At 61.1% G+C, this 16826-nt stretch carries 5 protein-coding genes; 4 read left to right on the top strand and 1 reads right to left on the bottom strand.

All coding sequences use genetic code 11. The annotated features are described in order from the left end of the window. Window positions 1-138 precede the first annotated feature (138 nt). The 3 genes from AD669_RS18120 (at window position 139) to AD669_RS18110 (ending at window position 2752) form a co-directional block, all read left to right on the top strand. Window positions 139-762, top strand: a complete 624-nt coding sequence (locus AD669_RS18120; protein WP_053122234.1) for a TetR/AcrR family transcriptional regulator — start codon at window positions 139-141, stop codon at window positions 760-762. Between the two features lie 91 nt (window positions 763-853). Further along, window positions 854-1651 carry an ABC transporter substrate-binding protein gene (locus AD669_RS18115; protein WP_053122232.1) on the top strand — a complete coding sequence of 266 codons (798 nt, stop codon included), beginning with the start codon at window positions 854-856 and terminating at the stop codon, window positions 1649-1651. Between the two features lie 87 nt (window positions 1652-1738). Then, window positions 1739-2752, top strand: a complete 1014-nt coding sequence (locus AD669_RS18110; protein WP_053122230.1) for a GNAT family N-acetyltransferase — start codon at window positions 1739-1741, stop codon at window positions 2750-2752. 110 nt (window positions 2753-2862) lie between these two features. Here the strand turns inward: AD669_RS18110 and AD669_RS18105 are convergent, their stop codons facing one another. Next, window positions 2863-3417, bottom strand: coding sequence for an RNA polymerase factor sigma-70 (locus AD669_RS18105; RefSeq protein WP_053122228.1), 555 nt, complete (start codon window positions 3415-3417; stop codon window positions 2863-2865). A 371-nt stretch (window positions 3418-3788) separates the two neighbouring features. Here AD669_RS18105 and AD669_RS18100 point away from each other — a divergent pair, with 371 nt between their 5' ends. Further along, entirely contained in the window at window positions 3789-16787 is a 12999-nt protein-coding gene (locus AD669_RS18100) for a non-ribosomal peptide synthetase (protein ID WP_053122226.1), read from the top strand. Window positions 16788-16826 lie beyond the last annotated feature (39 nt).

Here is a 16826-nt window from a genome sequence, read left to right as displayed (position 1 = left end):
CAAGCAAGCGCTTGGTTTGTAAACAGCGAAACACTATCTTCTGCCCAAGCGCTTGCTTGGTTGCCGTTGGCGGCTTAAATTGCGCGCAACCCTGCGGTTTCAGGGGGCAACAGACTGATCGACTGTAGGAGAGAACGGGTGGACGAGCAAAAAGCCCTGAGGGTCATGCGCGAATTGGTCGACGACGGCCAGTTGACCGACCCGGACAGCGCGCGCGGCAAACTGCTGCAAGTGGCGGCTCACCTGTTCCGTAATAAAGGCTACGAACGTACCACGGTGCGCGATCTGGCCGGTGCGGTGGGAATTCAGTCGGGAAGTATTTTTCATCACTTTAAAAGCAAGGACGAAATTCTCCGGGCGGTGATGGAAGAAACCATCCGTTACAACACGGCACTGATGCGCGCCGCGCTCGCCGACGCGAACAATGTGCGTGAGCGGGTGCTGGCGCTGATCCGCTGCGAATTGCAGTCGATCATGGGCGGCAGCGGCGAAGCGATGGCGGTGCTGGTGTATGAATGGCGTTCGTTGTCCGAAGACGGCCAGGCCAAAGTGCTGGCGTTGCGCGATGTCTACGAAGACCTTTGGCTAGAGGTGCTCGGCGAAGCCAAAGAGGCCGGATTTATTCGCGGCGACGTGTTTGTCACTCGACGTTTTCTCACCGGTGCGTTGTCCTGGACGACCACCTGGTTCCGTGCCGGCGGCAGTCTGAGCCTCGATCAACTGGCGGATGAGGCGCTGATTCTGGTGCTTGAAGAGCGCTGAGACGCTTTCTATCAGGCGGTGAAACTGGCTAACTGGGCGAAACCGCCTAGCTTGAATGCATTGATCGGTATTTTTCGGGGAGTGGGGTGTTTTGAAGTCTTCGCCAATTCGGACGGCGTCGGGCGTGATGCTCGCAGCGCTGGCGGCATTCTGGTTGTTGCCTGCGCAAGCAGCGCAACTGGTTCGAGTGGGCGCCGCGCACTTTCCGCCGTACACCATCCGCCCGGAAAACGGTGCCGACACCGGTCTGCTGCCACAATTGGTCGAGTCGCTGAACCGCCTGCAAAAAGACTATCAATTCGTCCTCGTGCCGACTTCGATCCCGCGACGTTTCGGTGATTTCAAGCAAGGCCGGATCGACATGGCGATCTTCGAGAACCCTGATTGGGGCTGGAAGGAAATCCCTCACACCGACGTCGACATGGGCCTTGAAGACGCCGAGATTTTCGTCGCGCAACGTGAAGACGGTCGCCAGCAGAACTATTTCGCTGACCTTAAAGGCAAGCGTCTGGCGTTGTTCAGCGGCTATCACTATGAGTTCGCCAACTTCAACGCCGACCCGAAATTCCTCGCGCAGAATTTCAATGCAACGTTGACCTATTCCCACGACAGCAACCTGCTGATGGTGCTGCGCGGGCGCGCCGACATTGCTCTGGTGACGCGCTCCTATCTGAGCGATTACCTGCTGCGCAACGAGAAGGTTCGCGACGAGTTGCTGGTGTCGCAGCGCATTGATCAGGTTTACCACCATTACGCAATTCTGCGTCCCGCCGCGCCGATCACCGGCGAGGCGTTCGGCAAGCTGTTGCAAGGCCTGCGCGACAACGGCGAGATGCTGAAAATCTTCGATCCGTACAAGATTGCCGTGGTGCCAGTGCCGCATCACTGAGGCACTGATTTCTCTGCCAAGCCTAAATTTCCCCTGCCGGATCACGTCCCATCGTTGAACTGTCGACGATTATCGTGAGCCCGACCCATGTCCAATCTGAATGACCTGACTGCCTTGTCCCTGCCCTCGGGCAGCCAACTGGTAGCCGATGCCACCGAAAGCCGTCTGAGCCTGAGCCTGGACGGGCAACCATTGATTCGCCTGCGCCTCGATCGCGAGGCCAAAGGGCCGATCCAGATCGATGAGCGTTTCGCCTTGCCGCCGGGGCAAGCGCTGTGGGCAGCCTGTTATTGGCTGTTCGCCCGTGATCCTGAGTGCCGACAATTGACCTGGCAACTCGATCAACCGCCGACGGAAGCCTTGCTCGGCGGTTTGCTGGTGAGCACCGAGGTGTCCGGTGAATATCGCTGCGAGCGCACGTTGTTCTGGCAACTGCCGCAACCGTGGCTCGGCACGTCGCTGACCGGCAGCTATCCGCAGCAAATGGTCATCAGCGCTGGCAAGCGCCATCCACTGCGACCGGTGAAACCGCGCGGTGAAGTCTATCGGCGTTTCGATGCGCGGCTGGGCGCGTGGATTTCCCTGCGCACGGTGGAAATCGAAGAGGATCTGCCGCGCTTCAACCGTTGGCAGAACAGCCCGCGTGTCGCCAGTTTCTGGCAGGAAGAAGGCAGCATCGAAAAGCACCGCGAATACCTGAGCAAACTTGACGCCGACCCGCACACGCTGACCCTGATCGGCTGTTTCGATGATCAGCCGTTCGCCTACTTCGAAGCTTATTGGGCCAAGGAAGATCGTATCGCGCCGTTTTACGACGCCGACAATTACGACCGGGGCATTCACATGCTGGTGGGGGAGGAGGATCACCGTGGCCCGCACAAAGTCGCGAGCTGGTTATCGGCGCTGGTGCATTACCTGTTTCTGGATGATCCGCGCACCCAGCGCGTGGTCGCCGAACCGCGTGCCGATAACGCGAAGATGATTGGCCATATGCAGAACCAGTGCTTCCACTGCGAGAAGGAATTCGACTTCCCGCATAAGCGTGCGGCGCTGATGATTCTGGGGCGTGAGCGGTTTTTTGATCGGTGCAAGTTGGCTTGAGGTGATCTGAAAGCAAAAGATCGCAGCCTTCGGCAGCTCCTACATTTGGAATGCGTTCCCCTGTAGGAGCTGCCGAAGGCTGCGATCTTTTTCTATCTGTCGACCCGGTCTCAGCGACGCCCCGCAATCACCACATCCCGACGACTGCTCGACACTTTGCGGCAGTGCACCAGCGCATCGCGAATCATGAAGTTGACCAGGGTCGGCGAAACACCGAGTTCCTTGGCGATGTCCTTTTGCGGCACGCCGTGCAAGCGGTACATCTCGAACGCGTAGCGAGTGCGGCTGGGCAGCTCGGTCAGCGCGTCGGCGATGTGCTCCAGGGTGGAGAAGTTGATGTGCGAGGTTTCCGGCGAAGCACCTTGAATGACCACGTTCAGCCCTTCCTCTTCAGGGCCGGAGTATTTCTGCTCCAGCGCCTGTTTGCGGTAGTGATCGATGGCCAGGTTGCGCACGATCTGGAACAGATAACTCAGTTGCGCCTTGATGGACGACGTGATCGGTGGCGCCGATTGCAGTCGGAAAAACGCATCCTGCACCACGTCTTCGGCACGTGACCGGCAGCCGGTAATGCGGGCTGCAATCTTGACCAGAATCAGTCGATTGTCGACGAATGCCTGAAGTAGCGGTGAATCGCACCTGCTTGTGGATACTGGTTCCGTCATGGAAATCACCTTGCTGCCAAATAGGTTAGTGGGACGCCTTGGGGGGACGGGGCCGTCCTACACATCGAGCGACAAATTATGTTGAATGATAATGATTGTCAATTGAGAAAGAGAACTAATGATACAAATTGGTGCGTTGTGAGAACTGCGACACGCCGCCGCATCCCAGCCCCGTTGGCGATCCAGCCTGCCGACTAATTATTTCAAGACGTCATCCGTTCTCATTGGTGAATGGTTCCGGGTACCGAACCCCGACCAGACAGCATTCCGCAGCCTTGCGCGGTCGGCACAGACCGCGCCCTGCATGCCCTTGAGGGCGTGACGCAGCAACCCGATTCCACTCAGCAAGCCGACTTCAGGCAGGAAACCTCATGACCGACGCGTTCGACATCCCCAGCACTCTGGTCCAAGCCCTCCAGCGCCGCGCGGCCCTGACGCCGGATCAACTGGCCTTGCGTTTTCTTGCCGAAAACGAAGAACAGGCTGTGGTGCTCAGCTATCGCGAACTCGATCAACGCGCGCGCACGATTGCTGCCGCATTGCAGGCAGAGGCCGGATTTGGTGATCGCGCGGTGTTGTTGTTTCCCAGCGGCCCGGATTACGTCGCGGCGTTTTTTGGATGCCTGTACGCGGGCGTGATCGCAGTGCCGGCGTATCCGCCGGAATCGGCGCGCCGTCACCATCAGGAACGTTTGCTGTCGATCATCGCCGACGCCGAACCGCGTCTGCTGCTGACCAGCGCCGACCTGCGCGACGCCTTGCAGCAGATCGAAGGCGCGCCGCCGCTGTTGTGCGTCGACACACTCGACAATGCGCTGGCCGAAAAATGGCTTGAACCGAACCTGCCGCCAGAGCACATCGCCTTTCTGCAGTACACCTCCGGCTCGACTGCGCTGCCCAAAGGCGTGCAGGTCAGCCACGGCAATCTGGTGGCCAACGAACTGTTAATCCGCCACGGTTTCGGCATCGATGTGAACCCGGATGATGTGATCGTCAGTTGGCTGCCGCTGTATCACGACATGGGGTTGATCGGCGGTCTGCTGCAACCGATCTTTAGCGGCGTGCCGTGCATCCTCATGTCGCCGGCGTACTTCCTCGGTCGGCCATTGCGCTGGCTCGAAGCGATCAGCCAATACGGCGGCACCATCAGCGGCGGGCCGGATTTTGCCTATCGCTTGTGCAGCGAACGGGTCAGCGAATCGGCGCTGGAGCGTCTCGACCTGAGCCGCTGGCGCGTGGCCTATTCCGGTTCCGAACCGATCCGCCTCGACACCCTGGAACGCTTTGCCGACAAGTTCGCCGCGAGCGGTTTCAGCGATAACAGTTTCATGGCCTCGTACGGTCTGGCCGAGGCCACGCTGTTCGTCGCCGGCACCCCACGCGGCACCGGCATTCCTGCACTGCGCGTGGACGATCAAGCGCTGGCGCAAAATCGTGCCGAGCCGGGCGACGGCAGTCCGATCATGAGCTGCGGTATCAGCCAGCCTGAGCACGCGGTGCTGATCGTTGAGCCGAGCACGCTCGTAGAATTGGCCGACAATGCCGTCGGCGAAGTCTGGGCGACCGGCCCGAGCATTGCCCTCGGTTACTGGCGCAACCCCGAAGCCAGCGCCAAAACCTTCGTGCAGCACGCTGGCCGCACCTGGCTGCGCACTGGCGACCTGGGTTTTATCCGCAACGGCGAACTGTTCATCACCGGTCGCCTGAAAGACATGCTCATCGTGCGCGGCCACAACCTCTATCCGCAGGACATCGAGCAAACCGTCGAGCGCGAAGTGGAAGTGGTGCGCAAGGGCCGCGTCGCTGCATTCGCGGTCAATCAGAATGGCGAAGAGGGTATTGGCATCGCTGCAGAAATCAGCCGCAGCGTGCAGAAAATCCTGCCGCCGGAAGCGTTGATCAAAGCCATTCGCCAAGCCGTGGCCGAGGCGTATCAAGAAGCGCCGAGCGTGGTCGTATTACTTAATCCCGGCGCACTGCCGAAAACCTCCAGCGGCAAATTGCAGCGCTCGGCGTGCCGCAATCGTCTGGCCGATGGCAGCCTCGACAGCTACGCGGTATTCCCGTCGAGCGCCACTGAAACTCAAGAATCGGGAGCCAGCGCCTCCGAACTTGAAACGCTGATCGGCAAAATCTGGGCTGAGCAACTCAACGTCAAACAGGTCAACGCCGACGATCACTTCTTCCTGCTCGGCGGCAACTCGATCGCTGCCACGCAAGTGATCGCCCGTGTTCGCGAAGCACTCAGTCTGGAGCTGAGCCTTCGCCTGCTGTTCGAAGCGCCAACCCTCTCCGCGTTTGCCGCCGCAGTCGCCCAGCAACAACAGGGCGGCGGCAGCGCGCAAGGTGAAATCACCGCGCTGTCACGTTCCGAGCCGATGCCGCAATCGCTGGCGCAAAACCGCTTGTGGATCACCTGGCAACTCGACCCGCACAGCAGCGCCTACAACATTCCCGGCGGCCTGCGCTTGCGTGGCGAACTCGATGAAGACGCACTGCGCGCCAGCTTTCAGCAATTGATCGAGCGCCACGAATCCCTGCGCACGCGTTTCTTCGAACGTGACGGCGTAGCGCTGCAACATGTCGATGCGGCTGCCGATTTCAACCTGCAATTGATCGACATCAGTGACCTGCCAGCCGATGAACGCGAAGCCCGCGCGCAGCAGATCCGCGACGACGAAGCTCACACTCAATTCGATTTGGAAAAAGGCCCGCTGCTGTGGGTGACGCTGATCCGTCTCGACGGTGAAGATCACCAACTGCTGGTGACGATGCACCACATCATCGCTGACGGTTGGTCGCTGAACGTGTTGATCGACGAATTCTCGCGCCTGTACGCTGCGGCCTCGCAAGGCGCCACGGCCAACCTCGCGCCGCTGCCAACCCAATACGCTGACTACGGCAGTTGGCAGCGCCAATGGCTGGCGCAAGGCGAGGGCGAGCGGCAACTGGCTTACTGGAAAGCGCAGTTGGGCGACGAGCATCCAGTGCTGGAGCTGGCCACCGATCATCCGCGCTCGGCGCAACACAAACACAGCGCTGCACGTCACACCGTGCGTCTGGACGTCAGCCTCAGCGAGGCGATTCGCAACACGGCGCAAGCGCATCAATCGACGCCGTTTATGCTGTTGCTCTCGGCATTGCAGAGTTTGCTGCATCGCTACAGCGGTCAGCGTGATATTCGCATCGGCGTGCCCAACGCCAACCGTCCGCGCCTGGAAACTCAAGGCCTGATCGGCTTCTTCATCAACACCCAAGTACTGCGCGCCGAGATCGATTCGCGCCTGCCATTCGTTGAGCTGCTGGCGCAAACCCGCCAGGCCACACTCGGCGCACAGGCGAATCAGGATCTGCCGTTCGAACAACTGCTCGAAGCTTTCCCGCAGGCCCGCGAACAAGGTCTGTTCCAGATCATGTTCAACCACCAGCAACGCGACCTCAGCGCGCTCAAACGCCTGCCTGGTCTGCTCGCCGAAGAGTTGCCGTGGCACAGCCGCGAAGCCAAGTTCGACCTGCAACTGCACAGCGAAGAGGATCGTAATGGTCGCCTGACGTTGTCCTTCGACTATGCCAACGAACTGTTCGACGCCGCGACTATCGCGCGACTGGCCGAGCATTTCAGCAACCTGCTGCGCGACGTCTGCGAGCGTCCAGAACAAGCCATCGGCGACCTGCAACTGCTCACCGTCGGCGAGCACGATCAGCAGAAAAACTGGAGCGTCGCGCCGTGCGTTCCGGCACAACAATGGCTGCCCGAACTGCTCGCCGAACAAGCGCGGCAAATCCCGGAACGCATCGCGCTGGTGTGGGAGGGCGGTAGCCTCGATTTTGCCGAACTGCACACGCAAGCCAACCGCCTCGCGCACTATCTGCGCGACAAAGGCGTCGGCCCGGACGTTTGCGTGGCCATCGCCGCCGAGCGTTCGCCGCAACTGTTGATCGGCCTGTTGGCGATCATCAAGGCCGGCGGCGCTTACGTGCCTCTGGATCCGGATTACCCAGCTGATCGCCTGGCTTACATGCTCAGCGACAGCGGCGTCGAATTGCTCCTGACTCAAACCGAACTGCTCGGCCGTTTGCCGGCCAGCGACGGCGTCAGCGTGATCGCCATGGACGCCCTGCACCTGGAAAACTGGCCGAGCCAGGCACCGGGTCTGCACTTGCACGGCGACAACCTCGCCTACGTGATCTACACCTCGGGCTCCACCGGCCAGCCGAAAGGCGTCGGTAATACGCATGCGGCACTGGCCGAACGTCTGCAATGGATGCAGAGCGCTTACGCGTTGAATGAAACCGATGTGCTGATGCAAAAGGCGCCGATCAGTTTCGACGTCTCGGTGTGGGAATGCTTCTGGCCGCTGATCACTGGCGCGCGCTTGCTGATTGCCGGCGCCGGTGAACACCGCGATCCGCATCGCATCGCGCAATTGGTGCAAGAACATGGCGTGACCACGCTGCACTTTGTACCGCCGCTGCTTTCGCTGTTCATCGACGAACCACTGAGCGCCGAATGCACCAGCCTGCGCCGCGTTTTTTCCGGTGGTGAAGCGCTTCCCGCTGAACTGCGCAACCGCGTGTTGGCGCAACTGCCGGCGGTGCAATTGCACAACCGTTACGGCCCGACTGAAACTGCGATCAACGTCACGCACTGGCATTGCAGCACCGCCGATGGCGAGCGTTCGCCGATTGGCCGGCCGCTGGGCAACGTGATTTGCCGCGTGCTCGACGCTGATCTCAATTCCGTGCCGGCCGGTGTGCCGGGTGAGTTGTGCATCAGCGGCATCGGTTTGGCCCGGGGTTATCTCGGTCGTCCTTCGTTGACCGCTGAACGTTTTGTCATTGATCCATTGGGCGAGCAGGGCGCACGTTTGTACCGCACCGGCGACCGCGCGCGCTGGACGTCTGACGGCGTGCTCGAATACCTCGGTCGTCTCGATCAGCAGGTCAAACTGCGTGGCTTCCGTGTCGAACCGGAAGAAATCGAAGCACGTCTGCTCGCCCAGGACGGTGTCGCCCAAGCGGTGGTGCTGGTGCGCGAAACCGCTTCCGGCGCGCAACTGATCGGCTACTTCACCGCGACCGATGCCAGTGACCATCACGACGAACAAATCGCTCGTCTGAAAACCGCACTTGCCGCCGAACTGCCGGAATACATGGTGCCGGCGCAACTGATGCGCCTCGACGCAATGCCGCTCAGCCCTAGCGGCAAACTCGACCGCCGCGCCTTGCCCGAGCCGCAATGGCAAGTGCGTGAACACGTCGAACCGGTGACCGAGCTGGAACAGCAAATCGCCGCGATCTGGCGCGAAGTCCTTGGCCTCAGCCTGGTCGGTCTGCGCGACGACTTCTTCGCCCTCGGCGGCCACTCGCTGCTGGCCACGCAAATCATCTCGCGCACCCGTCAGGCCTGTGACGTCGAGCTGCCGCTGCGCGCGTTGTTCGAGCACAGCGAACTCGGTGATTTCGCTGAACAGATTCGCTTGATTCAGGTCAGTGGCCGCACCAACAAGCAGCCGCCAATCGCCAAGGTCGACCGCAGCAAACCGGTGCCGCTGTCGTACTCGCAACAGCGCATGTGGTTCCTCTGGCAGATGGAACCGGACAGCCCGGCGTACAACGTCGGTGGCATGGCGCGCCTGCGTGGCGTGTTGCACGTCGAGCGTTTCGAGGCTGCGTTGCAAGCGCTGATCCTGCGCCACGAAACCCTGCGCACGACGTTCCCGAGCGTCGATGGCATCGCCCGTCAACAAGTGCATGCCGAGACCGGCGTGCGCATGGGCTGGAAGGATTTCTCGAAAATTGCCGCCGATCAGCGCGAGCAACAGGTTCAGCAATTCGCCGATGAAGAAGCGCATCTGCCGTTCGATCTGGAAACTGGCCCGCTGCTGCGCGCCTGTCTGGTGAAGACCGCCGAGCACGAGCATTACTTCGTGCTGACCCTGCATCACATCGTCACCGAAGGCTGGGCGATGGACATCTTCGCCCGCGAACTCAGCGCACTGTACGAAGCGTTTGTCGACGACCGCGATTCGCCACTGGAGCCGCTGCCGGTGCAGTACCTCGACTACAGCGTCTGGCAGCGCAACTGGCTGGAATCCGGCGAGCGTCAACGCCAACTCGATTACTGGACGGCGCAACTCGGTCGCGAACATCCGCTGCTGGAATTGCCCGGCGACCGCCCGCGTCCGCCGGTGCAAAGCCACCAGGGCGAGCTGTTCCGTTTTGACCTCAGCGACGACCTCGCGACGCGGGTTCGTGCGTTCAATGCGCAAAACGGTCTGACCCTGTTCATGACCATGACCGCCGCGCTCGCCACGCTGCTTTACCGCTACAGCGGGCAGACCGATCTGCGCATCGGCGCACCGGTGGCCAACCGTATTCGTCCAGAAAGTGAAGGGCTGATCGGTGCGTTCCTCAATACCCAAGTGCTGCGCTGCCAGCTCGACGGCATGATGTCGGTCGGCGAATTGTTTGAGCATGTGCGCCACGCGGTGATTGAAGGGCAATCGCACCAGGATCTGCCGTTCGATCATCTGGTCGAAGCCTTGCAGCCACCGCGCAGTGCCGCGTACAACCCGCTGTTCCAGGTGATGTGCAACGTGCAGCGCTGGGAATTCCAGCAGAGCCGCATGCTCGCTGGCATGACTGTCGAATATCTGGCCAACGATGCTCGGGCGACCAAGTTCGACCTCAACCTGGAAGTCACCGACCTCGACCATCGCCTCGGTTGCTGCCTGACGTACAGCACCGATTTGTTCGACGAACCGACCATCGCGCGCATGGCCAAACATTGGCGCAACCTGCTCGAAGCGTTGATCGCCGATCCGCAACAGCGTCTCAGCGAATTGCCATTGCTCGATCAGCCCGAGCAACAGCAACTGCTCGAGAGCCTCGGCATCGAGCCGGGCGAGCATCGTCTCGACCAGTGCATTCATCACCTCTTCGCCGAACAGGCACTGGCGCGCAAAGACGCAGCAGCCCTGACTTTCGCCGGGCAGACCTTGAGCTACGCCGAACTCGACGCCCGCGCCAATCGTCTGGCCTGGGCGTTGCGCGAGCGTGGCGTCGGCCCGCAAGTGCGCGTAGGCCTGGCACTGGAGCGTTCGCTGGAAATGGTCATTGGCCTGCTGGCGATTCTCAAGGCGGGCGGTGCGTATGTGCCGCTGGATCCGGAATACCCGCTCGACCGTCTGCATTACATGATTGAAGACAGCCGCATTGGGCTGCTGCTCAGTGATCGCGCGATGTTTAAAGCGCTCGGCGATCTACCGTCGAGTGTGGCGCGTTGGTGCCTGGAAGACGACAGTGCAGCGCTGGCCGATTACCCGGCCACTGAGCTGCCGTTTATCAGCCTGCCGCAGCATCAGGCCTACCTGATTTACACCTCGGGTTCGACCGGTAAGCCGAAAGGCGTGGTGGTTTCCCACGGCGAAATCACCATGCACTGTCAGGCCGTGATCGAGCGGTTTGGCATGCGCCCGGACGACTGCGAACTGCACTTCTATTCGATCAACTTCGATGCGGCGACTGAGCGTTTGTTGGTGCCGCTGCTCAGCGGCGCGCAAGTGGTGTTGCGTGCGCAAGGTCAGTGGGACGCGGAAGAAATCTGCGGTTTGATCCGCACGCATAAAATCAACGTGCTCGGTTTCACCCCGAGCTACGGCAGCCAGTTGGCGCAGTTCCTCTCGACGCAAAACGAGATCCTGCCGGTGCGGATGATCATCACCGGCGGTGAAGCGCTGACCGGCGAACATCTGCAACGCATTCGTGCAGCGTTCAAACCGGCGATGTTTTTCAACGCTTACGGCCCGACGGAAACCGTGGTCATGCCGCTGGCCAGTCTGGCGCCGGAGGTGCTGGAAGAGGGTGCGGGCAGTGTGCCGATCGGCAGCGTGATTGGCGCGCGTGTTGCGTACATTCTTGACGCCGATCTGGCGCTGGTGCCACAGGGCGCGACCGGTGAATTGTTCGTCGGCGGCGCGGGTCTGGCGCAGGCGTATCACGATCGTCCGGGCATCACTGCTGAGCGTTTTGTCGCGGATCCGTTTGCCGCTGACGGCGGACGCATGTACCGCACTGGCGACCTGGTACGCCAGCGTGGCGATGGCTTGGTTGAATACCTGGGCCGGATCGACCATCAAGTGAAAATTCGTGGTTTCCGCATCGAACTGGGCGAAATCGAAAACAGTCTGCTTGATCACGCTTCGATCCGCGAAGCCGTGGTGCTCGCCCTTGATGCGCCAAGCGGCAAACAACTGGTGGGCTATCTGGTGACTGAAGTCGCCGAGCAAAGCGAAGCCAGACAGGCTGAACTGCGCGAAGCCCTCAAGTCGCACCTCAAGACACAACTGCCGGATTACATGGTGCCGACGCACCTGATTCTGCTGGCGAGCATGCCGCTGACCGCCAACGGCAAACTCGACCGCCGCGCCTTGCCGGCGCCGGATCCGGAGCTCAATCGCCAGGATTACGTGGCGCCGAGCAACGAATTGGAACAGACCCTGGCGCAGATCTGGTGCGCAGTGCTCAACGTCGAACAGGTCGGCCTCAACGACAATTTCTTCGAACTCGGGGGCGACTCGATTCTGTCGATTCAAGTGGTCAGCCGCGCGCGTCAGCAAGGCATTCATTTCAGCCCGCGTGATCTGTTCCAGCATCAAACCGTGCGAACCCTCGCCGCCGTGGCCAGCCGCAGCGAACAAGTGACAGCGGAGCAAGGCCTGGTGACCGGTGAATCGCGTCTGACGCCGATTCAGCATTGGTTCTTCGACACGGAAATTCCGGAGCGTCAGCACTGGAATCAGGCGCTGTTGCTGGAGCCAACCGTGGCGCTGCAACCGCATCGTCTGGAGCAAGCGTTGCTGGCGGTGATCGAGCAGCATGATGCCCTGCGTCTGCGCTTCACCGAAACCAACGAAGCGTGGCAAGCGACGCACCAACCGGTGTTGGATGCGGCGGTGTTGTGGCAAGTGCGCGTGCCGTCGATGGACAAGTGTGAAGCGCTGTTCGCCGATGCCCAGCGCAGCTTCGACCTTGCGCAAGGCCCGCTACTGCGTGCCGTGCTGGTCGACGGCCCGGAAGCTCAGCAACGCCTGTTTATCGCGATTCATCACTTGGTGGTCGATGGCGTGTCGTGGCGCGTGATGCTCGACGATTTGCAAACCGTGTACCGCCAACTCGACGCCGAGCAAGCGGTGAAACTGCCAGCAAAAACCAGTGCCTTCAAAGACTGGGCTGCACGCTTGCAGGCCTACGCCGGTAGCGAATCCCTGCGCGAAGAACTCAACTGGTGGCAAACCCAGTTGGCCGGTCAGAACGCCGATCTGCCTTGCGAAAACCCGCAGGGCGGCCAGCAGAATCGTCATGCACAAACCGTCAGCGTGCGCCTCGATGCCGAGCACACCAAACAGCTGCTGCAACAGGCACCGAGCGCTTATCGCACGCAGGTCAACGATCTGCTGCTGACGGCACTGGCCCGCGTGCTGTGCCGCTGGAGCGGTCAGCCATCGGCGCTGATTCAACTGGAAGGCCACGGTCGCGAAACCCTGTTCGACGAAATCGACCTGACCCGCACCGTCGGCTGGTTCACCAGCGCTTATCCGCTGCGTCTGACCCCGCACAATATCGAAGAGGCCGCAGGGCAGGGCGCTTCGATCAAGGCAATCAAAGAGCAACTGCGCGCGATACCGCACAAAGGTCTGGGTTATGGCGTGCTGCGTTATCTGGCCGATGATTTCACTCAGCGCAGCATGGAGGCGCTGCCGCATGCGCCGGTCACCTTCAACTACCTCGGCCAGTTCGACCAAAGCTTCGCCAGCGATGCGCTGTTCCGCCCGCTGGATGAGCCGGTTGGCGCTGCCCACGATCCGCAGGCGCCATTGCCGAATGAATTGAGCGTCGACAGTCAGGTGTATGGCGGTGAATTGCTCTTGCGCTGGACGTTCAGCGCCGAGCGTTACGACGCGCAGACCATCCACGATCTGGCCGATGCCTATCTCGGTGAGCTGCAAAGCCTGATCGGTCATTGCCTGCAAGACGAAGCCGGTGGCCTGACGCCGTCGGACTTCCCGCTGGCCAGACTGACTCAGGCGCAACTCGATGCCTTGCCGGTGCCGGCCGCGCACATCGAAGACGTCTATCCGTTGACGCCGATGCAGGAAGGCATGTTGCTGCACACCTTGCTCGAACCGGGCACCGGTCTTTACTACATGCAGGATCGCTACCGCATCAACAGCGAACTCGACGCTGAGCGTTTTGCCCAGGCGTGGCAAGCGGTGATCGCCCGTCACGAAGCGTTGCGCGCCTCGTTCTGCTGGAACGTCGGCGAAGACATGCTGCAAGTGATTCACACGCCGGGTCGTACGCCAATCGAATATCTGGACTGGAGCGCCATCGCCGAAATCGAGCAGGAACCAAAGCTGCAAGCGCTGCTGAAAAACGAGCGTGAGGCCGGGTTCGATCTACTCAATCAGGCGCCATTCCATCTGCGCCTGATCAAGGTCGGCGCGGCGCGTTACTGGTTCATGATGAGCAACCACCACATCCTTATCGATGCCTGGTGCCGCTCGTTGCTGATGAACGACTTCTTCGAGATTTACACCGCTCTGGGTGAAGGTCGCGAAGCTCAATTGAGCACGCCACCGCGTTATCGCGATTACATCGGTTGGCTGCAACGCCAGAGTCTCGCCGAAGCACGGCAGTGGTGGCAGCAGAACCTGCAAGGGTTCGAGCGCACCACGCCGATCCCGAGCGACCGGCCGTTCCTGCGCGAACATGCCGGTGAAAGCGGCGGCATGATCGTCGGCGACCGCTACACCCGTCTCAATGTCGAGGACGGAGTGCGTCTGCGTGAATTGGCGCAGGCGCATCAACTGACTATCAACACTTTTGCTCAAGCAGCGTGGGCCTTGGTGCTGCGCCGTATGAGCGGCGATCGTGACGTGCTGTTCGGCGTGACCGTGGCCGGGCGGCCGGTGGACATGCCGGAGATGCAGCGTACCGTCGGCCTGTTCATCAACAGCATCGCGCTGCGGGTGCATATGCCGGCAGACGATGAACGCAGCAGCGTGCGTCAGTGGCTCAGCGCTTTGCTCGACAGCAACATGCAACTGCGCGAGTACGAATACCTGCCGCTGGTGAACATTCAGGAACAAAGCGAATTGCCGAAAGGCCAGCCGCTGTTCGACAGCCTGTTCGTCTTCGAAAATGCCCCGGTGGAAGTCTCGGTGCTGGATCGCGCGCAGAGCCTGAACGCGACCTCGGACTCCGGACGAACCCACACTAACTTCCCGTTGACGGCGGTGTGCTACCCGGGCGATGACCTTGGTCTGCACCTGTCGTATGACCAGCGTTATTTCGACGAATCGACCATCGAGCGCATGCTCGGCGAGTTCAAGCGTTTGCTGCTGGCGCTGGTCGACGGCTTCCATGGCGACATGGCTGATCTGCCGCTGCTGGGCGCTGAGGAGCAGGACTTCCTGCTGCACGGTTGCAACCAGAGTGCCCACGATTATCCGCTTGAGCAGAGCTATGTGGCGCTGTTCGAAACGCAGGTTGCCGCGCATCCGCAACGCATCGCCGCGACGTGCCTTGATCAGCAACAGAGCTATGCCGAGCTGAACCACAACGCCAACCGTCTCGGCCATGCACTGGTCGCGGCGGGTGTGCAGACGGATCAACCGGTGGCGTTGCTCGCCGAACGCAATCTCGACCTGCTCGGCATGATCATCGGCAGCTTCAAGGCTGGCGCGGGTTATCTGCCGCTGGATCCGGGTCTGCCGAGACAGCGTTTGCAACGCATCATCGAGCTGAGCCGCACGCCGCTGCTGGTGTGCAGCGAGGCGTGTCGCGAACAGGCGCAGACCTTGCTGGATGAATTCAGCTGCGTCAATCGTCCACGGCTTCTGGTTTGGGAAGAAGTGCAGGCCTTGGCGTTGTCGGCGACGAATCCTGGCATTTACAGCGGCCCGGGCAACCTCGCTTACGTGATCTACACCTCGGGCTCCACCGGCCTGCCGAAAGGCGTGATGGTCGAACAGCGCGGCATGCTCAATAACCAGTTGAGCAAGGTGCCGTACCTGAATTTGAGTGACGCGGATGTGATCGCGCAGACCGCTTCGCAGAGCTTCGATATTTCGGTCTGGCAGTTCCTTGCCGCGCCGCTGTTCGGCGCGCGAGTGGACATTGTGCCGAATACGATTGCCCACGATCCGCAAGGTCTGCTGAAGCATGTGCAAGTGCAGGGCATCACCGTGCTGGAGAGTGTGCCTTCGCTGATTCAGGGCATGCTCGCCGCGGATCGCCTGAGTCTCGATGGCTTGCGCTGGATGTTGCCGACGGGTGAGGCGATGCCGCCGGAGCTGGCGCATCAGTGGTTGCTGCGTTATCCGCAGATTGGTCTGGTCAACGCGTATGGCCCGGCGGAATGTTCCGATGACGTGGCGTTCTTCCGGGTCGACATGGCTTCGACGCGCGGCAGTTATTTGCCGATCGGCACGCCGACCGACAACAACTTGCTATATCTGCTCGATGGCGCGCTGGAACTGGTGCCGTTGGGTGCGGTGGGTGAGTTGTGTGTGGCGGGCACGGGCGTCGGTCGCGGTTATGTCAGCGATCCGCTGCGCACCGCGCCAGTGTTTGTACCGAACCCGTTCGGCGCGCCGGGCGAGCGTCTGTATCGCACCGGTGACCTGGCGCGGCGGCGTAGCGACGGGGTGTTGGAGTACGTTGGCCGCGTTGACCATCAGGTGAAGATTCGTGGTTACCGGATTGAGCTGGGTGAGATCGAAGCGCGTCTGCATGAACAGCCGGAAGTGCGCGACGGCGCGGTCGGTGTGCAGGAGGGCGTCAACGGCAAGCACTTGGTTGGTTATCTGGTGGCGGCCGATTCGGCACTCAATCCGAGCGAGCGCCTTGAGCGGATCAAGCATCGTCTGCGCGCCGAACTGCCGGAATACATGGTGCCGTTGCACTGGTTGTGGCTCGATCAACTGCCGCTGAATGCCAACGGCAAACTTGATCGCAAAGCCTTGCCGGCGCTGGAGATCGGTCAACTGCAGAGCCAGGATTATCTGGCGCCGCGCAATGAGCTGGAGCAGACGCTGGCGGACATTTGGGCCGAGGTGTTGAAGGTCGAGCAGGTCGGTGTGCGCGATAACTTCTTCGAGCTGGGCGGGCATTCGTTGCTGGCCACGCAGATCGCTTCGCGGGTGCAGAAATCCTTGCAACGAGATGTGCCGCTGCGGGCGATGTTCGAGTGCAGCACGGTGGAGGAGTTGGCCGAGTACATTGACGGGCTGGCGGCGAGTGACATTACCGAGGAGAAGGTGGATCGGTTGAATGATCTGATGGCGGAGCTGGAGGGGCTGTAAAGATCAAAAGATCGCAGCCTGCGGCAGCTCCTACAGAGA

Source organism: Pseudomonas sp. P1.31 (assembly GCF_001269815.1).
Lineage (GTDB): Bacteria > Pseudomonadota > Gammaproteobacteria > Pseudomonadales > Pseudomonadaceae > Aquipseudomonas > Aquipseudomonas rustica.
Note: the sequence above shows the minus strand (reverse complement) of the source record. Positions and strands in the feature narration are given on the sequence as shown.